At 57.8% G+C, this 24,729-nt stretch carries 23 protein-coding genes; 1 reads left to right on the top strand and 22 read right to left on the bottom strand.

Annotation, left to right across the window (positions count from 1 at the left end; all coding sequences use genetic code 11):
• The 21 genes from CHU94_RS18065 to CHU94_RS19605 all read right to left on the bottom strand — a co-directional run bounded on the left by CHU94_RS18065 (nt 1) and on the right by CHU94_RS19605 (nt 22,177).
• Nucleotides 1-597: a phospholipid-binding protein MlaC gene (locus tag CHU94_RS18065; RefSeq protein ID WP_255034054.1), complete on the bottom strand. Its 597-nt coding sequence runs from the start codon at nt 595-597 to the stop codon at nt 1-3.
• Between the two features lie 116 nt (nt 598-713).
• Entirely contained in the window at nt 714-1,331 is a 618-nt protein-coding gene (locus CHU94_RS18060; RefSeq protein WP_255034030.1) for a VacJ family lipoprotein, read from the bottom strand.
• Between the two features lie 131 nt (nt 1,332-1,462).
• Nucleotides 1,463-1,945: an outer membrane lipid asymmetry maintenance protein MlaD gene (gene mlaD, locus CHU94_RS18055; RefSeq protein ID WP_094482421.1), complete on the bottom strand. Its 483-nt coding sequence runs from the start codon at nt 1,943-1,945 to the stop codon at nt 1,463-1,465.
• A gap of 10 nt (nt 1,946-1,955) precedes the next feature.
• Nucleotides 1,956-2,738 carry a lipid asymmetry maintenance ABC transporter permease subunit MlaE gene (gene mlaE, locus CHU94_RS18050; RefSeq protein ID WP_094482419.1) on the bottom strand — a complete coding sequence of 261 codons (783 nt, stop codon included), beginning with the start codon at nt 2,736-2,738 and terminating at the stop codon, nt 1,956-1,958.
• Nucleotides 2,735-3,574, bottom strand: coding sequence for an ABC transporter ATP-binding protein (locus CHU94_RS18045; protein WP_094482417.1), 840 nt, complete (start codon nt 3,572-3,574; stop codon nt 2,735-2,737). Before CHU94_RS18045 ends, mlaE begins: the two co-directional genes overlap by 4 nt.
• Before the next feature lie 56 nt (nt 3,575-3,630).
• Entirely contained in the window at nt 3,631-5,097 is a 1,467-nt protein-coding gene (locus CHU94_RS18040) for a glutamate synthase subunit beta (RefSeq protein WP_094482415.1), read from the bottom strand.
• A 34-nt stretch (nt 5,098-5,131) separates the two neighbouring features.
• Nucleotides 5,132-9,904, bottom strand: coding sequence for a glutamate synthase-related protein (locus tag CHU94_RS18035; RefSeq protein ID WP_094482413.1), 4,773 nt, complete (start codon nt 9,902-9,904; stop codon nt 5,132-5,134).
• A gap of 184 nt (nt 9,905-10,088) precedes the next feature.
• Nucleotides 10,089-10,781, bottom strand: a complete 693-nt coding sequence (locus tag CHU94_RS18030; RefSeq protein ID WP_094482411.1) for a transposase — start codon at nt 10,779-10,781, stop codon at nt 10,089-10,091.
• 39 nt (nt 10,782-10,820) lie between these two features.
• Nucleotides 10,821-11,597 (bottom strand): MBL fold metallo-hydrolase, encoded by a 777-nt coding sequence (locus CHU94_RS18025; protein WP_094482409.1) that lies wholly within the window; start codon nt 11,595-11,597, stop codon nt 10,821-10,823.
• A gap of 93 nt (nt 11,598-11,690) precedes the next feature.
• The gene (locus CHU94_RS18020; RefSeq protein ID WP_255034029.1) at nt 11,691-12,158 is read right to left on the bottom strand and encodes a hypothetical protein; all 468 of its coding nucleotides are present in this window, start codon (nt 12,156-12,158) and stop codon (nt 11,691-11,693) included.
• A 74-nt stretch (nt 12,159-12,232) separates the two neighbouring features.
• The gene (locus CHU94_RS18015) at nt 12,233-13,129 is read right to left on the bottom strand and encodes an SAM-dependent methyltransferase (RefSeq protein ID WP_094482407.1); all 897 of its coding nucleotides are present in this window, start codon (nt 13,127-13,129) and stop codon (nt 12,233-12,235) included.
• Complete coding sequence (locus CHU94_RS18010) at nt 13,126-13,710, bottom strand: DUF1415 domain-containing protein (RefSeq protein ID WP_094482878.1); 585 nt, start codon at nt 13,708-13,710, stop codon at nt 13,126-13,128. Before CHU94_RS18010 ends, CHU94_RS18015 begins: the two co-directional genes overlap by 4 nt.
• A gap of 20 nt (nt 13,711-13,730) precedes the next feature.
• Nucleotides 13,731-14,939, bottom strand: coding sequence for a deoxyguanosinetriphosphate triphosphohydrolase (locus CHU94_RS18005; protein WP_094482405.1), 1,209 nt, complete (start codon nt 14,937-14,939; stop codon nt 13,731-13,733).
• Between the two features lie 58 nt (nt 14,940-14,997).
• On the bottom strand, nt 14,998-16,104 hold the full coding sequence (gene aroB, locus CHU94_RS18000) for a 3-dehydroquinate synthase (protein ID WP_094482402.1): 1,107 nt from the start codon (nt 16,102-16,104) through the stop codon (nt 14,998-15,000).
• Nucleotides 16,105-16,163: 59 nt separating this feature from the next.
• Nucleotides 16,164-16,688, bottom strand: coding sequence for a shikimate kinase (locus CHU94_RS17995; protein WP_094482876.1), 525 nt, complete (start codon nt 16,686-16,688; stop codon nt 16,164-16,166).
• 33 nt (nt 16,689-16,721) lie between these two features.
• Entirely contained in the window at nt 16,722-18,779 is a 2,058-nt protein-coding gene (gene pilQ / locus CHU94_RS17990; protein WP_255034053.1) for a type IV pilus secretin PilQ, read from the bottom strand.
• 29 nt (nt 18,780-18,808) lie between these two features.
• Nucleotides 18,809-19,357 (bottom strand): pilus assembly protein PilP, encoded by a 549-nt coding sequence (locus tag CHU94_RS17985; protein ID WP_094482400.1) that lies wholly within the window; start codon nt 19,355-19,357, stop codon nt 18,809-18,811.
• Nucleotides 19,354-20,019, bottom strand: a complete 666-nt coding sequence (locus tag CHU94_RS17980; RefSeq protein WP_094482398.1) for a type 4a pilus biogenesis protein PilO — start codon at nt 20,017-20,019, stop codon at nt 19,354-19,356. Before CHU94_RS17980 ends, CHU94_RS17985 begins: the two co-directional genes overlap by 4 nt.
• A gap of 9 nt (nt 20,020-20,028) precedes the next feature.
• Nucleotides 20,029-20,685, bottom strand: coding sequence for a PilN domain-containing protein (locus tag CHU94_RS17975; protein ID WP_094482396.1), 657 nt, complete (start codon nt 20,683-20,685; stop codon nt 20,029-20,031).
• Nucleotides 20,682-21,761 (bottom strand): pilus assembly protein PilM, encoded by a 1,080-nt coding sequence (locus CHU94_RS17970; RefSeq protein ID WP_094482872.1) that lies wholly within the window; start codon nt 21,759-21,761, stop codon nt 20,682-20,684. Before CHU94_RS17970 ends, CHU94_RS17975 begins: the two co-directional genes overlap by 4 nt.
• 233 nt (nt 21,762-21,994) lie before the next feature.
• On the bottom strand, nt 21,995-22,177 hold the full coding sequence (locus CHU94_RS19605) for a hypothetical protein (protein ID WP_255034055.1): 183 nt from the start codon (nt 22,175-22,177) through the stop codon (nt 21,995-21,997).
• Between CHU94_RS19605 and CHU94_RS17965 the strand changes: the two genes are divergently transcribed.
• Complete coding sequence (locus CHU94_RS17965; RefSeq protein ID WP_255034052.1) at nt 22,101-24,398, top strand: penicillin-binding protein 1A; 2,298 nt, start codon at nt 22,101-22,103, stop codon at nt 24,396-24,398. The genes CHU94_RS19605 and CHU94_RS17965 overlap by 77 nt on opposite strands.
• On the opposite strand, the gene cyaY is transcribed toward CHU94_RS17965, so the two are convergent.
• On the bottom strand, nt 24,399-24,728 hold the full coding sequence (cyaY, locus tag CHU94_RS17960; RefSeq protein WP_094482391.1) for an iron donor protein CyaY: 330 nt from the start codon (nt 24,726-24,728) through the stop codon (nt 24,399-24,401).
• Nucleotide 24,729: the final 1 nt, after the last annotated feature.

Genomic DNA, 24,729 nt, shown 5'->3' with positions numbered 1-24,729 from the left:
TCAGCCTTTCTTGGCGTTGGCCTTGTTTTGTTCGGTCAGGGAATCGATAAGCCCGTCGATGCCTTTGGCATTAATTTGTTGTGCAAACTGGCTGCGGTAAGTTTCCACCAACCAGACGCCCAAAACGTTGAGGTTGTAAATCTTCCAGCCGGAGCCCACGCCGGGGGTTTTTTCGAGGCGGTAGTCGAGCTGAATGGCGTCACCCTTGCCCTTGACCTCGGTGCGCACCACCACCTCTTTGTCCTCCGGCGCTGCCCGCAGAGGCTTCATGGCAATGGTCTGATCGCTCACTTGTGCCAAGGCGCCGGCGTAGGTACGTACCAGCAGTGTCTTGAATTCATCTTGTAAGCGTTTTTGCTGCTCGGGCGTGGCCTGGCGCCAGCCAGGGCCTACGGCCGAAGCCGTCATGCGCTGGAAATTCACGTTGGGCATGATCCGGCTGTCTACCAGCGCAACCACACGCGCCATATCGCCTGCACGGATGGCCTTGTCTGCCTTGATGGTGTCAAGAACATCTACTGAGAGCCGCTTGATCAGAGCGTCGGGGGCCTCATCTTCTGCACGGACTGCTGGAGAAAAAGCCATTACCCCAAGCATGGCCGCTGCCGCAATGGCATTTACCAACTGTCGTTTGTTCAAAATCATGCGCTAGTCTCCATGCGTTCCATTATCCACAGACTAGGTCCGCCCTGCAGCACGCTGCAGATGCCCCTTCATGGTTCGGTGCCTTCCTCCGGTGGAGGATCACCATCGTAATCAGCGTTGCGTTGGCGCTGCAAATAGGCATCCCGGGTAAAGGAGTAGCGATCGAGCGCTGCACCATCCACTACATCCCCGGCACGCAAGTAGCGGGCTCGGGTGTCTACCACGTTGGTCAGGGTCAGAGTAGTGCGTGTCGCCTCATCAGGAACATGGGTAATCAAGCTACCTTGCTGGTCGATCGGGAGAGCCGCAACCTCGCGCAGCGTGGCTGGCCCCAGCAGAGGCAGCACCAGATAAGGCCCAGGGCTTACTCCCCAGCGCCCCAAGGTCAAGCCGAAATTGGCGGGATGCCGGTCAATCGACAAGTCGCTGGCCACATCTATCAGGCCACCCAAACCCAAGGTGCTGTTCACCATCACCCGGCCAATGCTGTCGCCCATCTCCTGCCCACGCAACTGCAAACCATTGTTCAACGCTGACCAGACATCTTCTAGATTGTTGAAAAAGTTACCGACACCTTTGCGCGCCCAGTCGGGCAAGGTAGCCTGGTAAGCGCGGGCAGTAGGCTTAAGAACCACCCGGTCCAAGCCATCGTTGAAACTGAAAACACCCCGGTTGAAAGATTCCATGGGGTCCCGAGCATCTGGCGAGGCAACGGTGGCGCAGCCTTGCAGCAGTAACATGGCACAGCCGAAGACACAAGCCACAAGTCCCCGCATCGCGCGATGCAAGGAAGCCGCAGACAGCTTTCCAGAACAGCTCATTTGCCCTCTTTTTCGGTACCCGCTCCGTCAGCAGCTTTGCTGTACAAGAACTGGCTGATCAGGTTCTCCAGTACCACGGCGGACTGGGTTGTGCTGATGCTGTCACCGGCAACCAGATTGGCGGCATCCGCGCCCGCCTCGATGCCAATGTACTGCTCGCCGAGCAAGCCGCTGGTCAAAATTTTTAAAGAGCTGTCTTTGGGGAAGGAAAAACGCTTGTCCATCGACAGCGTCACCTTGGCTTGGAAGGTTTTGTCATCGAAGGTGATGGACTCCACCCGTCCCACCACCACACCGGCACTCTTGACAGCCGCCTTGGGTTTGAGCCCCCCAATGTTGTCGAACTTGGCACTGACAGGATACCCACGCTCAAAGTTCAGAGACAGCAAATTCGCTGCCTGCAGTGCCAAAAACAGCAGAGCAGCAGCGCCCAACAGCACAAACATACCTACCCACACATCTTTGCCAGAACGTTGCATTTGCAATCCCCTAAATACTGAACATCATGGCGGTCAGCACAAAATCCAACCCCAACACCGTGAGAGATGCAACCACCACGGTGCGTGTCGTCGCATGGGCCACACCTTCAGGCGTTGGCTGGGCCTCGTAGCCCTGCAACAGGGCGATAAAGCTGACTGCAAAGCCGAACACCACACTCTTAAGCACGCCGTTGCCAACATCAGCCCAAACATCCACATTGCTTTGCATCTGGCTCCAGAAAGCACCGGGGTCAATCCCGATCATGACCACGCTGACCGCCCAGCCACCCAGCACACCAACCGCACTGAACACGGCTGCCAGCAAAGGCATGGCAACTACCGCGCCCCAAAAACGCGGCGCCAAAATGCGAGACACCGGATCCACCGCCATCATCTCCATCGCGCTGAGTTGCTCGCCCGCTTTCATCAAGCCGATTTCCGCAGTCAGCGAAGTGCCTGCCCGGCCGGCAAACAACAAAGCGGTGAGGACGGGGCCAAACTCCCGCACCAGGCTCAAGCTGATCAACATCCCTACAGAGTCCGAGGCGCCAAAGCGCTGTAGGCCATAGTAGTACTGCAAGCCCATCACAAAGCCAACAAAAACACCGGAGACCGCAATGATGGCCAATGAATAGTTGCCCATGAAATGGATCTGGTCACGCACGAGCCCCGGGCGGCGCAGGACCGTCCCCAGTGATGCGATGAGGCGGCCAAACAAGCGAGCACCGTAGCCCAAATCAGCCAACTTGGCACGCACGGCATAGCCGACGTCTGCAGGGTGATACCAACTCATCGCCCAGCTCCTGCTGAAAAATCGGCATCCACACTGGATGACGGGTAATGAAAGCGCACAGGTCCTTCAGGCAGAGCGTTGACAAACTGGTGCACCAAAGGATCAAAGCTGTGGCGAACCTCCTCGGGTGTACCTTGGGCTGCAATCTTTCCATTGGCCAGAATGATGACCTTGTCGGCAATATGGAAAGTCTCTTCCAAGTCATGCGAAACGACCACGCTGGTCAGGCCCATGGTGTCATTTAGCTGGCGAATCAGGCGCGCTGCAGTGCCCAGAGAGATGGGATCTAAACCGGCAAAAGGTTCGTCGTACATGACCAACTCTGGATCCAGCGCAATGGCACGCGCCAGCGCAACACGGCGGGCCATGCCACCGGAAATTTCAGATGGCATCAGGTCACGTGCACCGCGCAGGCCCACTGCGTTGAGCTTCATGAGCACAATGTCGCGCACCAAGGCTGGCGACAGATCGGTGTGCTCGCGAAGCGGAAACGCTACGTTGTCGAACACACTGAGGTCGGTAAACAAGGCCCCAAACTGGAACAGCATGCCCATGCGGCGCCTGGCCGCATAAAGCTGCTGGGCATTGGCTTGGCCCATATCCTGGGTGCCTTGACCATGATGCGCACCGTGAAACAACACGCCCCCTTGTTGCGCTTTGTATTGGCCACCAATCAAACGCAATACTGTGGTCTTCCCGCCACCTGAAGCACCCATCAGCGCCGTGACCTTGCCACGCGGGATGGACAGCGTCACCCCGTCCAGGATCAGGCGCTCGCCGTAGCCAAAGGACAGGTTCTGGAGTTCAACAAGAGGGGTGATGGGATGGTCTGCCATACAAGTAACAAGGCCGGGGGATACCCGGCCTTGGAATCATAAGGGATTACCCGAAATTAGCGCGGCAGGTCGCTAAAGCCCATCAAGAACTCATCGACCGAACGCGCAGCCTGGCGGCCTTCGCGGATGGCCCACACCACCAGTGACTGGCCGCGGCGCATGTCGCCGGCAGCAAATACCTTGGGTACGTTGGTAGCGTAACCACCGATGAAGTCAGTAGTAGCCTTGGCATTGCCACGGACATCCTTGTCCACGCCAAACGATTCCATCACCGTGGCAACGGGGTTTACAAAGCCCATGGCCAGCAACACCAGGTCAGCCTTGAGCACTTTTTCAGTGCCGGGCACGTCCACCAGCTTGCCATCCTTGAACTCGACTTGTACGGTCTTCAGGCCGGTGACCTTTCCTTTTTCACCAATGAACTCCTTGGTGGAAATAGAGAACACGCGCTCGCAACCCTCTTCATGGCTGGAGCTGGTGCGCAGTTTCAGTGGCCAGTAGGGCCAAGTCAGGGGACGGTTTTCCTCTTCAGGTGGCTGTGGCATGACTTCAAACTGGGTAACACTCACCGCGCCATGGCGGTTGGAGGTACCCACGCAGTCAGACCCCGTGTCACCACCACCGATGACGATCACGTGCTTGCCGTCCGCGCGCAGCTGGTTCTTGAGCTTGTCGCCGGCATTGACCTTGTTCTGCTGGGGTAGAAACTCCATGGCGAAATGGATGCCATCCAATTCACGACCAGGTACGGGCAGGTCACGCGATTGCTCGGAACCGCCAGTGAGCAGCACCGCATCAAAGTCATTCTTCAACTGCTCGGCGGAGATGGTTTCCTTGGCCCAGTTCGTGACCTTGGAGCCCTTTGGCATCTCCCCCACCAAAATGCCAGTGCGAATGGTCACGCCTTCGGCAACCAGCTGCTCGGCACGGCGGTCGATGTGGGACTTTTCCATCTTGAAGTCGGGGATGCCATAGCGCAGCAGGCCGCCAATGCGGTCGTTTTTCTCGAACAACGTCACGTCGTGGCCAGCACGGGCCAGCTGCTGGGCCGCGGCCATGCCTGCAGGACCGGAGCCGACCACAGCGACCTTCTTGCCGGTCTTGACCTTGGCGGGCTGGGCTTGAACCCAGCCTTCGGCCCAAGCACGATCGATGATGGCATGCTCGATGGACTTGATGCCTACAGCGTCGTCATTCACGTTCAACGTGCAGGCTGCCTCGCAAGGTGCTGGGCAGATGCGTCCGGTGAATTCAGGAAAGTTGTTGGTACTGTGCAATGTGTCAATCGCTGCCTTCCAGTTCTTCGTATAGACCAAGTCATTGAAGTCTGGAATGATGTTGTTGACGGGGCAGCCGTTATTGCAAAACGGCGTGCCGCAGTCCATGCAGCGCGCGGCCTGTTTGTTAGCCTGTGCATCGTCCAGGCCGACCACGAATTCCTTGTAGTGCTTCAGGCGCTCGGTGACTGGTTTGTAGCCCTCTTCGAGACGCTCGTATTCCATGAAGCCAGTGACTTTTCCCATGATGTCTATCCTTGTTGCTTGGTTCAAACGGGTCTTACTTGGCAGGAGTTGCTACTTTTTTAGTAGCTGCTTGCGCAGTCTTGACAACGGTTTGAGCCTCTTTCTTTGCATTAATTTCACCCAGGGCACGCTTGTATTCGTTGGGGAAGACCTTGACGAACTTGGCGCGCGACACCTCCCAGTTGTCCAGCAACTCTCGGGCACGCTTGCTACCAGTCCAACGGTTGTGGTCCTCCAGTAGCTTCTTGAGCTGGGCCTCGTCGCTCTCGCCTCGGTGCCAAACGGCTTTGTCAATGCTGGCTTCCTGCTCTTTGGCAGTCAGCACCTTCTCCAGGCTCACCATGGCGGTGTTGCAACGCTTGGCGAACTGGCCGTCTTCGTCATAGACGTAGGCAATACCGCCGCTCATGCCGGCTGCAAAGTTGCGGCCGGTTTTACCCAGCACAGCGACCGTTCCGCCGGTCATGTACTCGCAACCGTGGTCGCCAGTGCCTTCCACCACGGCAGTGGCGCCGGACAAACGAACTGCAAAGCGCTCGCCGGCCACGCCACTCAGGAAGGCTTCACCGGTGGTGGCGCCGTACATCACGGTGTTACCCACGATGGTGTTGCGAATCGCTTCACCACGGAAATCGATGCTCGGACGCACCACCACGCGGCCGCCGGAGAGGCCCTTACCGGTGTAATCGTTGGCGTCACCGATCAGATACAAGGTAATGCCCTTGGCCAGGAATGCGCCAAAAGACTGGCCGCCTGTGCCTTCCAACTGAATGCGGATAGTGTCATCCGGCAACCCTTCGGGGTGCACCTTTGTGACCGCACCGGAGAGCATGGCACCCACGGAACGGTTCACATTGCGGGCCACTTCCATGAATTGCACACGCTCACCCTTGTCGATCGCGGCGCGGCTTTTAGCGATTAACACATTGTCCAGAGCCTTTTCCAGACCGTGGTCCTGGGTGAGGGTCTGGAAGCGAGGCACATCGGCCGGCACATTGGGTTGTGCGAACAATCGGGTGAAGTCCAAGCCTTGGGCTTTCCAGTGCTCGACGCTCTTGCGGGTGTCGAGCAGGTCGGCGCGGCCGATCATGTCATCGAACTTGCGGATGCCCAGTTGGGCCATGATTTGGCGAACTTCTTCGGCAATGAAGAAGAAGTAGTTCACCACGTGCTCTGGCTTGCCGGAGAACTTGGCACGCAATACAGGGTCTTGGGTTGCCACGCCCACGGGGCAGGTGTTCAGGTGGCACTTGCGCATCATGATGCAACCTTCCACCACCAGCGGAGCAGTGGCAAAGCCGAATTCATCCGCACCCAACAAGGCTCCGATGGCTACGTCGCGGCCCGTCTTCATTTGGCCATCTGCCTGCACGCGGATGCGGCTGCGCAGACGGTTCAGCACCAGAGTCTGCTGGGTTTCGGCCAAGCCGATTTCCCATGGGGAACCGGCGTGCTTGATGGACGACCAGGGGGACGCACCGGTGCCACCATCGTGACCTGCGATCACCACGTGATCGGCCTTGCACTTGGCAACGCCGGCAGCGATGGTGCCCACACCGATTTCAGACACCAGCTTGACGCTGATGCCAGAGTGTGGCGCGACGTTTTTCAGGTCATGGATCAGTTGGGCCAAGTCCTCGATGGAGTAGATGTCGTGGTGCGGAGGGGGCGAAATCAGGCCCACACCGGGCACGGAGTGGCGTAGCTTGCCGATGTAATCGGACACTTTGCCGCCAGGCAACTGGCCGCCTTCGCCGGGCTTGGCGCCCTGGGCCATCTTGATCTGGATCTGATCCGCGCTGGACAGGTACTCAGCGGTCACACCAAAGCGGCCGGACGCCACTTGCTTGATGCGGCTACGCAGGGAGTCACCGGCCAACAAAGGCAGATCCACTTCCACGTTCTCGGCGCCGATCACGCTCTTGAGGCTGTCGCCCTGCTTGATCGGGATGCCTTTGAGTTCGTTGCGGTAACGTGCCGCGTCTTCACCACCTTCACCGGTGTTGCTCTTTCCACCGATACGGTTCATCGCCACAGCCAGCGTCGCGTGCGCTTCGGTGGAGATGGAGCCCAAAGACATGGCGCCAGTCGCAAAGCGCTTGACGATTTCCTTGGCGGGCTCAACTTCTTCCAGCGGAATGGCCTTGGCAGGATCCACCTTGAACTCGAACAGGCCGCGCAGCGTCAGGTGGCGCTTGGACTGGTCGTTGATGATCTGGGCGTACTCTTTGTAGGTATTCCAGTTGTTGGCGCGGGTGGAGTGCTGCAGCTTGGCAATCGCATCTGGTGTCCACATGTGCTCTTCACCACGGGTACGCCAGGCGTATTCACCGCCGGCGTCCAAGGCGTTCGCCAGCACAGGGCTGTCACCAAAGGCCAGCTTGTGCATGCGGATGGCTTCTTCCGCGATCTCGAACACGCCTATCCCCTCCACCTTGCTGGGAGTGCGGGTGAAGTACTTGTCGATGGTTTCGGTGTTCAGGCCAATGGCTTCGAACAGCTGGGCACCGCAGTAGGACATGTAGGTCGACACGCCCATTTTGGACATGATCTTGGACAGGCCCTTGCCGATCGCCTTGATGTAGTTGTAGATGGCTTTCTCAGCGCTCAGGTCGCCTGGTAGATCCTTATGGATGCTCTCCAGAGTTTCCATGGCGAGGTAGGGGTGTACGGCCTCTGCGCCGTAACCGGCCAACACTGCAAAGTGGTGCACTTCACGGGCCGTGCCGGTTTCCACCACCAGACCTGCTGTGGTGCGAAGCCCTTCGCGCACCAAATGCTGGTGAATAGCAGAGAGTGCCAAAAGCGCAGGAATCGCCACCTGGGTCGCGCTGATGCCGCGGTCGCTGATGATCAGGATGTTTTTGCCGCCCTTGATGGCGTCAACCGCTTCTGCACACAGGGACGCCAGCTTGGCTTCCACACCCTCGTGGCCCCAGGCCAGCGGGTAGGTGATGTCCAGCGTGGCGCTGCGGAACTTGCCTTGGGTGTGCTGCTCGATGTCGCGTACCTTGGCCATGTCGGCAAAGTCCAGAATCGGCTGGCTCACTTCCAGACGCATGGGCGGGTTCACCTGGTTGATGTCAAGCAGGTTGGGCTTGGGACCGATGAAGGACACCAGCGACATCACGATGGCTTCGCGGATCGGGTCGATAGGCGGGTTGGTCACCTGGGCGAAGAGCTGCTTGAAGTAGCTGTACAGCGGCTTGTTTTTGTCCGACAAAACCGCCAAGGGACTATCGTTGCCCATGGAACCGATGGCTTCTTCGCCGGCGATTGCCATAGGTGCAATCAGGAACTTCAGGTCTTCCTGGGTAAAGCCGAAAGCTTGCTGGCGGTCCAGCAAGCTCACTTGGTCGGTGACGCGCTTCGGCTCCACACCGGCTACCACGTCGGCCAGAGCCTTGTCGGTGCGGCGCTCATCGAACTTGACGTCGTCAAGCTTGATGCGCAGGTTCTCGATCCATTGTTTGTAGGGCTTGCTGTTGGCGAGGTTGGCTTTGAGCTCTTCGTCGTCAATCATGCGACCTTGTTCCAGGTCGATTAAGAACATCTTGCCAGGCTGTAGGCGCCACTTGCGCACAATTTTGTTCTCCGGCACCGGCAGCACGCCGGATTCGGAGCCCATGATGACCAGGTCGTCATCAGTGATGCAGTAGCGGGAAGGACGCAGGCCGTTCCGGTCCAGCGTGGCACCGATCTGGCGGCCATCGGTGAACACGATAGAGGCCGGGCCATCCCATGGCTCCATCATGGCAGCGTGGTATTCGTAGAAGGCCTTGCGGCGCTCATCCATGGTGGTGTGTTGTTCCCAGGGCTCGGGAATCATCATCATCACGGCCTGGCTAATAGGGTAGCCGGCCATGGTTAACAGCTCGAGGCAGTTATCGAAGGTAGCCGTATCGGACTGATCGGCAAAGCTAATGGGGTAGAGCTTTTGCAGGTCGGCTGCCAAAACAGGCGAGGACATCACGCCTTCGCGGGCCTTCATCCAGTTGTAATTGCCTTTGACGGTGTTGATTTCACCGTTGTGGGCCACATAGCGGTAGGGGTGAGCCAGTGGCCACTCTGGAAAGGTATTGGTGGAAAAGCGCTGGTGCACTAGACCCAGGGCAGACACGCAGCGCGCATCTTCCAGGTCCTTGAAGTACACACCCACCTGGTCGGCCAGCAACAGGCCCTTGTAGACCACGGTACGGCTAGACATGCTGGGAACGTAGTACTCCTTGCTGTGCTTCAGGCCCAAGGCCTGAATATTGGCGCTGGCGGTTTTGCGGATCACGTACAGCTTGCGCTCCAGCGCATCCTGCACGATCACGTCGTTACCGCGACCAATAAAAACTTGGCGCAGGATTGGTTCTTTATCGCGCACGGTAGGCGACATGGGCATGTCGCGGTTCACCGGCACGTCACGCCAGCCCAACAGCACTTGGCCTTCTGCCTTGATGGCGCGCTCCATTTCCTGCTCGCAAGCGAGGCGGGAGGCGTGCTCTTTGGGGAGGAAGATCATGCCCACACCGTATTCGCCTTGCGGCGGCAGAGTGACACCTTGGGCGGCCATCTCTTCTCGGTACAACGCATCAGGCAACTGGATCAGGATGCCCGCACCATCACCCATCAATGCGTCAGCGCCTACGGCACCCCGGTGATCCAAGTTCTCCAGGATTTTCAGGGCATTCTTGACAATATCGTGACTCTTTTCGCCACGAATATGCGCCACAAAGCCGACGCCGCAGGCATCGTGCTCATTGGCGTTGGAATACAAACCGTGGTCTTTGAGGTATTGGATTTCGGCTGCCGTGGTCATGGCGCACTCCTGAAAATTGCAGTGGATTGTGAGGATACTGCAATGCAACAAAAGTGCCAAACACTTTAAAAGGGGTCAGATTACACTTATTTGTTGAATGTTTCTGTCGGGAAATAAATAGGGACATATTAAAATTAATAGCTACTTACGCAATGCCCACAAGGGCTAGAGGCCAATTTCGCTTCTAACTTGCAGATTTGGACGGCCGCCCTGGAGTACCCTTGGTAACGCGGCGCGGGGTTTTTTTCTGCAAGGCATCGAGAAACTCTGGCGCCCCCAGTGCCCAACCGTGTAACACCGCCTGGGTGAGCGCAGCCTGCTGCACGGATGTGAGGCCAGCCTGCACCAATTCGGCGTAGGCGGCCTCGCGCGCGAACGGAGTGTTACCAAGGTTCCAGACCAAGTGATGTGGGGTCAGCAGCTTGTCCGCGCGCATACCCGCGTAGTTCGCATAGCTGGACCAGGGGTAGTCCGCCGCATTGGCGACCATGCCGGCTCGTACAGGGTTGAGGTCGATGTAGACCATGCAGGCCAGCAGATACGGCTCCGGCTCGATCAACGTGGACTTGTAGCGCCCTTCCCATAGGGTGCCAGTGCGTTGGTGGCGGTCGTTGAAGTAACGCACATAGCTGCGCCCCAGGGCCTGCATCATCTTGGGCAAGGCTTCATCCGTAGGCGGCGTGGCCAGCAGGTGGAAGTGGTTGTCCATGAGCACAAAAGCGTGTACAGCGACCTGAAGGCGCTGAGCGGATGTGTCCAAAGCGTCTTTGAGGGCCTGGAAATCCGCACTGTCCAAGCAAATGGCTTGGCGGTTATTGCCGCGCTGGATGATGTGGTGAGGATGAGCCGCCAGGGTCAATCGGGGGAGACGTGCCATATCGTTAGTTTGCCCGAATGCCGCCAATCCTTGGCAAACTCAAAGACGCGTATGCGGCAACTGGTACTGGGGCGTGCCCATCAGGTCGATTCCGCAGGACAAGGTCTCTAGCCAGTCCAACAATTGCCCGATTGCCTCGCCCTTAATTGGCGCGCCATGCTGGGGCACGATCATGGAAATTTCCAGCTCCCGCACCATGCGTACCCAAAGTTTAAGGATTTTGTTGCTAACCATGTAGCGACGGTGAAAGGCCTCCATGCCAGGCGGCATAGGAGTCAATGAGGTAATGAACTGCTGCGCCTCCTGACCGCTGACCAGGGAAACACCGAGATCACCCGAAAACAGGATTTTGCTTACTGGGTCGTAAAACTGGAAATTGCCCTCGGAATGCAGAAAGTGGGCCGGCAGTAGCCACAGATCGGCCTTGCCGTAGTGCAGGCGCCCGCCCTCATCGGGAATGGCGATGATCCGGTCTTCCGTTTTTCCGATTTTGCAAAAGTGAGGCGCAAACCGTGCCCAAAGTTTGGAGATCACCAGCTTGGCCTGGGTGGAGGTCATCCAGCGATCCAGGGAAGCAATGATGTCGGGGTCCGCGTGGGAGGCGAGGATGTAGTCCAGCTGCTGGGGCGCAATGTACTTGCGCATGGTCAGGTTCAGCTCGTTATAGGTCATGTTGCCACCCGGATCCAGGATGACGCCCTCCCCGTGGTTGACGATCAGGAACTGGTTGGCCTGTACCGCCTCGGCTTCATCGGACACCAGGTCCGTAAACATCACGCAGCAGTGATGGGCATCTTTGTAAAGCTCGATTGGCATGCTGGGGACCCCAAAGACAACGAGCGCTTGATTGCGCCCGTTCGGTTCCCATTGTGGGGCGACGCCCCCGCAACAGTATTGATCTAAGTCAGGTTACTTGGGCGCTTTGGTCACACGGACCTTGCCACCTGTTGTCACCAAAATCACTGGGTCCCCTGCTGCCAATTGCTCGCTGCCTTTGGCCTGAACGATGGCACGGCGGTCACCACCTTTGAGCTGCACCAGAATTTCCACGGCTTCTTCTTTGGTGGAAAACCGTTCGATGGCATTGCCAGCAGCCGCCCCCGCCACACCCGCCAACACGCCCAGAACCTGGGCCTCTCGCTGCACGCCGCTGCCGGCGGAGCCACCGATAGCACCCACAACGCCACCGACGGCTGCGCCAATACCGGACTGGCTGCCGTCCACCACCACAGTGCGCACGGACAGAACCACGCCGTCTTGCACCTGGGCCATGCGCTGGGCATCGCCACGCTGAATCACGTCAGGGCTGCTGCTGGCACAGGCAACCAAGGCCAACACCAGTGCCACAGAGCCCACCGATTTCAGATTCATTTGCATATAAAACTCCTGTTTCACAATTGCGAACCGCATCGCCAGCCCTTCTTAACGGTTCAGACGGGCAAGGCGTTGTCCTACGCATTCTCGACCGGCAATGTAAACCGCGTGTCAAGCAGGGCCAGCAGGCCAAATTCTTCCAGAATGGCGCGCAGGCGCTGGGCGGCAGACCGCTTGCGCTGGCCGGTGTAGCGCGCCAGGATCAACTCGTTCTTCATGCTGTGCTCCCAGCCCACCAGCTCGGTCACCGTGACCTGGTAGCCATGCGCCTCCAAGTACAGGCAGCGCAGCACATTGGTGATCTGGCTACCCAATTCACGCGTGTGCAGCGGGTGGCGCCACAGCTCGGCCAGCGGCGTGCGCGTCAGCGAAAGGGCCTTGCTCTGGCTAAGGTGGCGTGCAACTTCGGCCTGGCAGCAAGGCACCAGCACAAAGGCGCGAGCCTTCTTTTGCAGGCCAAACGCGATGGCATCGTCGGTGGCCGTGTCGCAGGCGTGCAGGGCCGTGACCACATCGAAGGTGGGCGGCAAGTCGCTGGACTGGGTCGATTCGGCCACGCTGATGTTCAGGAAACTCATGCGCGCAAAGCCCAGCTGCTGCGCGAGGGTCAGCGATTTCTGCACCAGTTCCGCCCGCGTCTCGATGCCATAGAGGTGACTGGCTGGCAGGTTCTTGAAGAACAGGTCGTACAGGATAAAGCCTAGGTAGGACTTGCCGGCCCCGTGGTCAGCCAGGGTCAGCGTGCCGCTGCTGCTGGGGGGTAGCTCCAGCATGAGTTTTTCAATGAACTGGTAGAGGTGGTAGACCTGCTTGAGCTTGCGGCGCGAGTCCTGGTTGAGCTTGCCCTCACGCGTGAGGATGTGCAGCTCCTGCAGCAGCTGGATGGATTGCCCGGGTCGCACCTCTTCGGCCAGGGGATGGGCCTTGGGCGGCGCGCTGACTTGGGCACCCGGCTTGCGTGGCTTGGTGTTCATGATGAGTCCTTGGTGGAGCGCAAACCCAGTGCATCCCAACCGGCATGTCCGAGCCGCTCCAGGGTCTCAATGTTCTTCTCGAAGATGGACTCGGCGTTGGGGAAGGCCTGGACCGCCCGGTCAATGCTCGCTTCGCGCAGCAAATGCAGGGTGGGAAACGGGGCGCGGTTGGTGTAGTTGCCAATGTCCTGCGGCGCAGCATCGGCAAACTGGAACTGGGGGTGAAAACTGGCGATCTGCAACACGCCGTCGAGCTTGGCCTTGCGCAGCACCCGGTCGGCCTGGTTCAGAAAATCATTGAAATCCAGAAAGTCGGGCCAGGCATGGGGCGCGATCAGCAAGGTGGTGTCACGCACCTCTTGGTCGGCGTCTGCTAGGTCGCGCAGTTCGGCCCGCAGCAAGGCCAGGCACTCTTGGGCATCGTCACCCAGGTAGACCACGTAGTGGATCTGCTGCTTGACGTGCACCGCCTTGGCAAACGGGCACAGGTTCAGGCCAATCACGGCGCGCTCCAGCCAATGCTGCATGGCGGCGATGGCACGCGCCGCTTCGGGGGTGGGGGCGTTGGCGGAAGACGACATGGATGTGGTGCAGGTCAGGGTCATGCGGCAAACAGGCGCTGCCCCGTAAGGCGTTCATGTTCGCGCAGCGCAAAGCGGTCGGTCATGCCGGCAATGTAGTCCGCCACCCGGCGCTCCACACAGGCATCGTGCAGGTGGTGCTTCGGTGCCGGGGCGGCCAGGCGAACTGCCGCTTCGTTTTGCATTTGCGTGGGTGCGTCGCAGTAGGCGGCAAACAAATCGGCAATCACCTGCTTGGCCTGGGCCATGGTCTGCGTGACCTGGGGGTGGCGGTACAGGTGCTTGAACAAAAAGGCCTTCATGGCGCGGGACTGGGCCCGCATGTCGGCACTGAAGCACACCAGCGCCTCCGGGTGCTGGCGCACCGCCGCCACGGACGCCGGCTGCGCCGCATCCAGCGCGGCCTGGGTGGCGGCCATCAGGTCGTACACCTGCGCACTGAGCATCAGGCGGATGGATTCGTACAGCCAGCGGCGCGCGTGCGCGGGCTGGCCCAGGTCGGGGTGCTGCGTCAGGGCGGACTGGCTGAACTCGGCGAACAGCGGCACGTCCTGCAGCTGCTCCAGCTTCAGCAGGCCCGATCGCACCCCGTCGTCAATGTCATGCGCGTTGTAGGCGATCTCGTCGGCCAGGTTGCAAAGCTGCGCCTCTAGGCTGGGCTGGCCTGGGCCCAGAAAGCGGCGCCCTACCCCGCCGCCGCCATCGGCGTATGCGGGCTCCAGCGCCTCAATCGCCCCGGCATTGCTGCGCGAGCAGTGCTTGAGGATGCCTTCGCGCGACTCGAAGCTGAGGTTGAGCCCGTCGAACTGGGGGTAACGCTCCTCCAGCCAATCCACCACGCGCAGGCTTTGCAAGTTGTGCTCAAAGCCCCCAAAAGGCGCCATGCATTCATTGAGTGCGTCTTGTCCGGCATGGCCAAACGGGGTGTGCCCCAGGTCATGGGCCAGCGCAATGGTTTCCACCAGGTCTTCGCTCAGCCCCAAGGTGCGGGCCATGGAGCGCCCCAGCTGTGCCACCTCCAGCGAGTGGGTCAGCCGCGTGCGGAACAAATCCCCTTCGTGGTTGATGAACACCTGCGTCTTGTAGACCAGCCGCCGAAAGGCCGTGGAGTGCACAATGCGGTCGCGGTCGCGCTGGAAGGCGGTGCGTGTCGGGGCATCGGGCTGCGCATAACGCCGCCCGCGCGAATGCGCGGGGTCACACGCGTACGGGCGCAGGGTTTCTGGCATGGATTAGGGCTATAAAGCTTATGGAATATGCGCGAACAGCTATTAAATCAATAGCGCATTAGGCGCAACAGTGGTCAATCACCTCGCGCACCACAGCATCCGGTGCACCGCGCACGGCCGCTCGCGCCGGCCCGTCTATCACCACGAAGCGGATATCGCCCGCTTCCGACTTTTTGTCCAGACGCATCAATTCCAGGTAGCGGCCTGCGTTGTCTGCAGCGTCCAGCTTCGGGCCGACGATAGGCAGACCGGCCTTCTGGACCAGCCGCGTGAGTCGCTCCACAAAGGCGACATCCACCAAGCCCAGGCGCTGCGACAAATGCGCCGCCATCACCATGCCGCAGCCCACGGCCTCGCCGTGCAGCCATTCGCCATAGCCGAGTCCGGCTTCGATGGCGTGGCCAAACGTGTGGCCAAAGTTCAGGATGGCGCGCAGGCCGGCTTCGCGCTCGTCCTGGCCCACTACCCAGGCCTTGATCTCGCAGCTGCGCTGCACGGCATAGGCCAGAGCCTGCGGCTCGCGCGCTATCAAGGCTTCCAGGTTGGCTTCGATCCAGTCGAGGAACTGCAGATCGGCAATGGGGCCGTATTTGATGACCTCCGCCAGGCCCGCGCTCAGCTCGCGCGCAGGCAGGGTGGTGAGGCTGGCGATGTCGCACACCACCATTTGTGGCTGGTAGAAGGCGCCAATCATGTTCTTGCCCAGCGGGTGGTTGATGCCGGTCTTGCCCCCCACCGAGGAGTCCACCTGGGCGAGCAAGGTCGTGGGCACCTGCACAAAGGGCACGCCCCGCATGTAGCTGGCGGCGGCGAAACCAGTCATGTCGCCCACCACGCCACCGCCTAGGGCAAAGAGAATGGTCTTGCGGTCACAGCCTTTGCCCAGCAGGGCGTCGAAGATCTGGTTCAACGTCTGCCAGTGCTTGTAGCTCTCGCCATCGGGCAGCACCACTAGATCCACCCCCGGGTAGCGCGTGCGCAGGGCGGACACCAGTGCGTCGGCGTACAGCGGCGATACGGTGGTGTTGGTCACCACCACGGCGTGGGCGGCCTTGGGAAGCTGGGCGTAGGTAGCGGGGTGGGCCAGCAAGCCCGTGCCGATAATGATGGGATAGCTGCGCTCCCCCAGATCAATGGAAACGGTGGAGAAGGTGGGAGTCGTCATCCCCCGAGTTTAGAGGCTGAGCGCATGTGAGCGGAGATCCCTTGCCCAGCAGAACGACGTTAAGCCGCTGGCAAATGCCCTGACAGCTCCAATTGCATGACTACCATGTTCACCAGAGTGGCGACGGAGGGGCGCCCGGTCTCCAACACAAAGTGGGCAGTTTCCCGGTACAGGGGATCACGCACAGCAAACAGGTCCCGCATGCGGGTTAAAGGGTCAGCCACCTGGAGGAGCGGACGGCTGACATCATGGCGCAAGCGTCGAAACAACTCTTCAGGTGTGGATTTGAGGTACACCACATGGCTACGGTCATGTAGGTGTTGGCGGTTGGTTGGCCGTAACACAGCCCCACCGCCCGTGGAGATGACCGAAACATCCCCTAGCGTCAAGGTATCAAGCACATCCTGCTCAATGTCGCGAAACTTGGCCTCTCCTTCGCGGTCAAAGAACTCGCGAATCGAACAGCCCAGACGTGATTCGATAGCGTGGTCAGAATCGACGAAAGGAAGGCGAAGCCTGCGTGCAAGCTGCCTTCCTACCGTCGTTTTTCCAGAGCCGGGCAAGCCGACCAGACTGATACTCAAAAGCAAGACACATCCACCCAACCGACTCCAGAGTTAGCGGGCAATGGCCTTGTCAGACAGCACCTTGGGAGTGATGAACACCAGCATTTCCCGCTTGGTGGTGGATTTGGCACGGTTGCGGAACAACACACCCAAACCGGGCAAATCGCCAAAAAATGGCACCTTGGTTTCACTTTCGGTTTGGTCTTCCGTGAAAATCCCGCCAATCACCACAGTGCCCCCGTTTTCGACCAACACTTGCGTCTGAATGTGTTTGGTATCAATCGCAAAACCAGCAGGCGTGGATTGCCCCACCGTGTCTTTTGTAACGTCCAAAGTCAAAATGATGTTGCCCTCAGGTGTAATTTGCGGTAACACCTCCAGCTTCAAGTTAGCTTTGCGGAAGGCAATCGATGTTGCTCCACTGGAAGAAGCGACTTGGTACGGCAATTCAGTACCCTGCTCAATCAAGGCCTTGATTTGGTCTGCAGTCACAACCCGTGGACTGGATACAACCTTACCTTTCCCATCGGCCTCCAGCGCAGATATCTCCAAGTTCAAGAAACGGTCTGCGCCAGCACCAAAAATGGATACCGCGAAAGTACCAGGGCTACTGGAACCCAACGCGCCCGTAGACGGCAAATTAACAAAGTTCCCAGAGGTTGTAGCCGCTGAACCCACAACATAACTGGAGCCAACAGCAAGCCCAGGACGATCAGCGGTGGCAGCCGCAGTACCGCCCCCACCTAACTTCACGCCCAAGGATTTACCAAAGCTGTCCGAGGCTTCAACGATACGCGCTTCAATAAGCACCTGGCGAACTGCAATATCGATCTTGGCAATCAATTGTTGCACCTGCTCCAACTTGCTCGGAATATCAGTTACGAACAACTGGTTGGTACGATTTTCGTAAATCACGCTGCCGCGACTACTCAAAATCCGGCTAGGTGTTACACCTTGTCCAGGCCCCGACCCAGCAGCTACCAACCCTGCAGCGATATCTGAAGCTTTGCCATAGTTAATCTGGAATGCCTGTGTTCGCAAAGGCTCCAAATTCTGCACGGCAACCACGGATTCCAAATCCAGCTTTTCCTTGGCGGCAATTTCGTCCTTGGGCGCAACCCAAAGAACATTGCCGCTCTTGCGCAGACCCAGACCCTTGGCTTGCAAAATAATGTCCAGTGCTTGATCCCAAGGCACATCCTGCAGGCGGAGTGTCACAGAACCGGACACAGAGTCTGAAGTAACGATATTGAAGTTAGTGAAGTCTGCAATTACTTGCAGCAAACTCCGAACTTCAATATTCTGGAAATTCAAGGACAGTTTTTGCCCGTTATAACCAACGCCTTGTGTCAGCTTCTTGGGATCCACCTTAATTTCTTTGACTTCCACGACGAACTGCTCATCGCTTTGATAGGCACTGTGCTCCCATTGGCCCTGCGGCTCAATCACCATTCGGACACGGTCACCCGACTGTACAGACGTCACCGACTTCACTGGAGTGCCAAAATCACTCACATCGAGCTTGCGGCGAAGACCTTCGGGCAAGGTGGATTTCATAAAGTCAACGACCAAAGTTTGACCTTGCTGGCGAATATCCACGCCCACTTGATTATTGGGCAAGGTCACAACCACTCGGCCTGCACCTTCTGCAGTACGACGGAAATCCAGATCTTTGAGAGGAGCACTGTCGCGATTTCGACTCTCAGCAAAATTGGTGATCGAAGCAGGCCCAGTCGCAACGACTGGCTCCAACGCCACCAATAGCGATTTGCCCTGGATTTCAGCCTTGTAGGCTGCGGGTTGCTTCAAATTCAAGACCACACGGGTGCGCTCTCCAGCCTGCACCACACTGACCGAACGCAAATTTCCTTGATTAATTTCGACTGTCGAGCGCCCCATGGCGTTAGTGACACCAGGGAAGTCCAATGCAATACGCGCAGGAGACTGAATAGCGAATCCTGTTGGCAACGCCGTCAACGCCTGGGAAAGGTCAATCTTTACAACTTCACCGCCACCTTGCATGGAGCCCGTTACAGCTTCGATCACGGGCTGGGCATAAACCAATCCACACAAAGACAACAGAAAGGCCGCACAAATTCTTTTGTACATTCGCAGTTCTCGCATAAGCATAGGAATCATCATTTCGACCTCTCTTGCAACGACAGGGTTGCAGCGCGTTCAATCCACTCACCAACGGCGTCTTGCACAATCTCGCGCAAAGTGACTTCGGTCTCATCGATCTTCATGACACGGCCATAGTTGGGGCCCAAGTAGTTGCCTACTTTGACTTGGTACAACAGGTTATCCACCTTCACCAGAGCGACAGGCTGGCCGGCCTTCACAATACTGCCCACCAGAGACATAGTGTCCAACGGGAAGGCCTCGAGCGGCTCCTTGCGGCGGGTCAATTCTGGCGCTACCAGAGAGGCGTTCGACACTGCCCGCGCCGAATCACGCTTAAGCGCTTGCGTCAGTTTTTGATTGCTAAACGGCTCAACCGCCGCAATGTTGGTATAAGGTGCGGGAACAAACTGCTTCGGCTCAGGTATGGGAGCGACCTTGGGGCGCGCTTGATTGCGTTCGCTGACCATCCATTGGCGAATATCGTCCTCACTAGACGATCCACAACCGGCAAGCAAGACAGCAAATGCCAAAAACGGGATTACCCTCCACACTTGCTGGATCATTTCTTTGCTCCAGTAGCTTTTCTTTGCGCGTTAACTTCGTCGGCATCTAGATAGCGGAAGGTTTTGGCAGTAGCGTCCAACGTCAAGGCTCCTTCGGACCGTGGAACAACAGTTAGGTTGTTCAAGGTCACGATACGCGACAAGTGAGCAATGTCTGATGCAAACGCGCCGATGTCATGGTATCGCCCTGTCACACGTAGCGTAATAGGCAGTTCTGCATAGTACTCCTTCACCGCCACTTGCCCAGGCCGAAAAAGCTCAAACTGCAAACTGCGGCCCAAACCAGCTTGGTTGATGTCCGACAACAAAGCATCCATCTCCGCCTTGCTGGGCAATTGTTTTTCCAATTGGGTCACGTACTGCTGTACCTGTTCACGCTGCTTGCGCAGAGCATCCAGATTCACCGCCTTTACAAGCTTCTTCTTGTAGTCTTCACGCAGTACCAGCTCTTTGTCTTGCTCAAGCTTCAAAGCCTCCTCTGATCCACTGAGCCAAACAAACCAGAGTGCGACGACTACGGCAATGCTGGTAACAGCGAACAGTGCGTATTGGGGAAGCGAAGGCCACAATGACGGATCCTTGGGATCAAGGTCACGAAACTGCCCTGCAAGCTTTTCCTGCAAAGCTGCAAAGTCAATCGAAGAGGATGTAGATTTAGCCATACGCAGGACCTAAGGTTTGGCTGGCACGAGCGCCACCGAAGAAGCGGGCCGCACAGCACTGGACGCTACTTCGGCTGCCATCTTGGCTGCAATTTTTTCTGCTTCGCTGGCTCGGACCAAGCGCACACGAATCACAAAGTTGGCAACCCGCTTTTGTTCTTTTGGCGAGATAGACGCCGTTCCCGAAACGATTTCAACCAACTCTGGCTTGGAAAACCAAGGGGTGTTGTTCGCAAGATTACGCAACAACTCAGAAACTCGCTCATTGGATTGGGCAACACCGTTCAAGGTGACTGACTGGTCTACCTGAGTCATTTTGTTGACATACACGCCATCAGGCAACTGATTCACCAACTCCGTCAACAAGTGCACTGGCAAGTTGCGATCCGACTGCAAATCTTCCACCGCTTGCTGGCGGGCGCGCAATGCAGCAATCTCGGACTCGAGGGTCGCAATGTCCTTGATTTGTGCTTCCAGTTTCTTGATTTCAGTTTCCAACAAGGTATTGTTGGACTGTTGGGAAGCAATCGCAGCTTGATACCAGAGGAAAACAGAGCCCGCAATAATGCCGCCAAGCAAAGCGGAAGCGCCAAGTGAGACATTGAATAAATCACGACGGCGCTTGCGGGCTGCCTCGCGATGGGGCAATAAGTTGATCAGAATCACTGTGCGAACCTCCGCAAGGCCAACCCGCACGAAGTCAGATAAGACGGTGCCTCACGTGTCATGCGCTTAAGCCTGACGCCATCACCAATTTCCATGCCATCAAATGGGTTCAGCAAGCTGCAAGGGAAAGTAGTGTGCTGAGTCACAGCATTGGTGAGGCCTGGCAAGGCTGCGGAGCCGCCAGCCAGCATGATGTAGTCCACTTTGTTGTGCGGCGTGCTGGTGAAGAAAAATTGCAGCGCGCGCCCCAATTCCTGCACCATGGTGTCAATAAAGGGCTTGAGGACTGCGGACTCGTAGTCCTCAGGCAGTTCTCCACTGCGCTTTTTGCTTTCTGCCTCTTCTTGAGAAAATCCATACTGCCTAACAATCAACTGCGTGAGCTGCGCACCACCAAACGCTTGATCTCGGTCATAGAGTACTTCGTCATCACGCATGACTTGCATGCTGGTGGTCATCGCGCCGATCTCAAACAAAGCGACGATAAGCCCACGGCCTTCATTGGGCAAATTTTCAATCAGGCGTGCAGCAGCCAAGCGCGAGGCATATGACTCCACGTCCACGACCACCGGGGTGAGGCCAGCGGCCTCCGCAAGGCCCTGAACATCTTGAACTTTCTCCCGACGCGAAGCAGCAATCAGAACCTCGATATCGCCTGCTGATGCTGCGCTGGGTCCGATGACGCAAAAGTCCAAGCTGACTTCATCGAGTGGAAAGGGGATGTACTGGTTGGCCTCCGACTCGACCTGCAACTCCAAGTCTTGGTCTGTCATGCCACCGGGCAGAATAATTTTTTTGGTAATCACCGCAGATGGCGGCAGCGCCATTGCAACGTGCTTGGTTTTGGTACCGCTTTTTTTGACCAATCGGCGAACGGCCTCCGCCACTTCGTCGAATTTTTCGATGTTGCCATCAGAAATCCAACCCCGCTCCAACGGTTCGATGGCACAACGCTCAAGGACCAGATTACCAGCCTTGTCACGCCCTAGCTCTACCAGCTTAACGCTGGACGAACTGATGTCCAGCCCCAGCATGGGCGCGGGCTGTCGACTGAATAACGACCCCAATGCGATCAAAATGGTCCCCTGAAACAAACCGGCAACAGACCGGCGAAACTTAAGAAATCACTTCAATGCTAGCAGCAAGATCATTGAGCGGCAAAGGTTTTTCGCCATTTTGATTCTAAGCAACGTTGCCAAAAGCAGACGCTTTGTTACGCAAAGTAAGCGAGTGACGGATTTCAGAGGGTGCCTGTGCACAGACCACCAGAGTATGTTGAAGAATGCCAGTTCTTACCTCCGGCTGGCTTTCAGGCAGCATTTTTATAATTGCGTACGCCGCCACTTTCACACAGTATGCCCGCTTCAAAATCCGAATCGCCACCCTCCTCCACGCCCATGCACTGGGTATTACGCATCTTGTTGTGGCTGGTGGGCCTAGGCTTGGCAGGTGTATTTTCTGTTCTTGCAATGGTGGCCTTGGCATTGGCCATGGCCTTTCCCAATTTGCCGGATATCTCGGATCTGTCGGATTACCGCCCCAAACTGCCGCTGCGTGTTTTCTCAGCAGACGGTGATTTGATTGGAGAGTTCGGCGAAGAACGCCGCAACCTCACACCCATCAAAGACATCCCGAAGGTCATGACCAACGCCATTTTGGCGATCGAGGACGCACGCTTTTATGAACACGGCGGTGTGGACTATGTCGGCGTGGTTCGGGCCGGTCTGGCCAATGTTGGCCGCGTCAAAAGCCAAGGCGCCTCGACGATCACCATGCAAGTGGCACGCAATGTCTATCTGTCCTCTGAAAAAACATTCACACGAAAAATCTATGAAATCCTGCTGACTTTCAAGTTGGAACACTACTTGAGCAAAGATCAGATTCTGGAAATCTACATGAACCAGATCTACTTGGGCAACCGCGCCTACGGGTTTGCAGCTGCGGCGGAGACCTACTTCGGCAAACCGCTGAAAGACCTCACCGTCGCTGAAGCCGCCATGTTGGCTGGGCTGCCCAAAGCCCCCTCAGCCTACAACCCGGTCGCCAATCCCAAACGCGCCCGCTCGCGCCAGCTCTACATCATTGACAGGATGCTGGAAAACAACTTCATCACCGAAGAGCAGGCAGTGGCGGCAAAAGCTGAGCCCCTCAGGATAAAAAACAACGCAGCTGCCAACCCCGTCCACGCCGAGTATGTGGCGGAGATGGTGCGCCAGCTGGTCTATGCACAGTATGGTGAGGAAACATATACCCGCGGCTTAGACGTTCAAACCACCCTACGCACACAAGACCAAATAGCAGCCTACAAAGCCCTGCGCCGGGGCATCATGGATTTTGAGCGTCGCCAAGTCTATCGAGGCCCCGAAAAATTCATCACCCTGCCCACCAATGCGCAGGAGCTGGAAGATGCGATCGACGAAGCCCTGGACGAACACCCGGACAATGGGGATGTAATGTCCGCGGTCGTCCTTGAAGCCACTCCCAAACTGGTCAAAGCCATTCGACAGAATGCCGAGATCGTGGAAATCACCGGGGATGGGCTCAAACCGGCACAGTCGGGGCTATCAGAAAAAGCCCCGCCCAACATCAAGATCCGCCGTGGCGCTGTCATTCGTGTCGCAAAAACCGCCAAAGGTGGCTGGGAGATGACACAGTTGCCGGAAGTGGAAGGCGCGTTTGTGGCGCTGGACCCGCGGGACGGCTCGATCAAAGCCCTGGTGGGCGGCTTTGACTTTGCCAAGAACAAGTTCAACCATGTCATCCAGGCCCAGCGCCAGCCAGGCTCCAGCTTCAAGCCCTTCATTTATTCGGCAGCCCTGGAAAAAGGGTTCACGCCGGCCACTGTGATCAACGACGCCCCCCTATTCTTTAGCGCCGGCGTCACAGGCGGGCAGCCCTGGGAGCCCAAAAATTACGATGGCACTTTCGAAGGCCCAATGACCTTGCGCCGTGGCCTAGCCAAGTCCAAAAACATGGTCTCCATCCGGGTGCTGCAGTCGGTAGGGACCGAATACGCCCAACAGTGGGTGGGCAAGTTTGGTTTTGAAGCAGAGAAGCACCCGGCCTACCTCACGATGGCGCTGGGCGCGGGTACTGTCACCCCCATGCAGATGGCCACCGGCTATGCGGTGTTTGCCAACGGGGGCTACCGCGTAAATCCGTGGGTGATCTCCAAGGTCAGCGAACAGCGTGGCAAGGTGCTGGTTGAGTCCTCGGCCCCCATCTTGGAAGAATCAGAGCGTGCGATCGAACCACGCAATGCCTTCATCATGTCTAGCCTGCTGCAGGAAGTCACCCGCTCCGGCACTGCCGCGCGCGCGCAAGCCACACTCAAGCGCCCCGACCTTTATGGCAAGACCGGTACGACCAACGACTCCATGGATGCCTGGTTTGCAGGCTACCAGCCCACCTTGGCTGCAGTCACTTGGATTGGCTACGACACCCCACGCAAATTGGGCGACCGGGAGACCGGTGGTGGCCTGAGTCTGCCGGTGTGGATCAGCTTCATGGAAACGGCACTCAAAAACGTGCCCGTGACCGAGGTCCCCGTACCCGAGGGGGTCGTTCACCAAGGAGGCGAGTGGTATTACGAGGAATTCGCCAAAGGCGCGGGCATCTCCTCGCTGGGCTTGGGTGACGCACCTGAAGCCGAAACCATCCCAATGCCAGCAGCCGAGGAAAAGAAAAAAATCCTCGATCTGTTCAGCCAATGATCAGGCCGTGAACACCAGTGCCATGCCGGCCTGCTGAGTAGCGTTGGCCGTCAATGCCGAGAAGAACTCTCCCTGCCCTTTCGTATCCTGCCAGGCTCCGTCCAACCAGCAGTAGTGGTAGCCGCCGGACTTGGCCGCCATCCAGACCTCATGCAGCGGTTTTTGCAAGTTGATGATGATCTGGCTGCGGTTGGGAAAGGTCAGCGTCACCATTCCACCAACCCGCTGGTTGTCGATGTCGGCATCCGAATCATCGTTGATCCTGTCGCAGCCGACCTCCACTGCCTTGAGCAGCGCTTCGGCGCGATCCATGAATTCCTGGTCGGTCATT

It is taken from the genome of Rhodoferax sp. TH121 (assembly GCF_002251855.1).
Taxonomy (GTDB): domain Bacteria; phylum Pseudomonadota; class Gammaproteobacteria; order Burkholderiales; family Burkholderiaceae_C; genus Allorhodoferax.
This window is presented reverse-complemented; position numbering and strand designations above follow the sequence as displayed.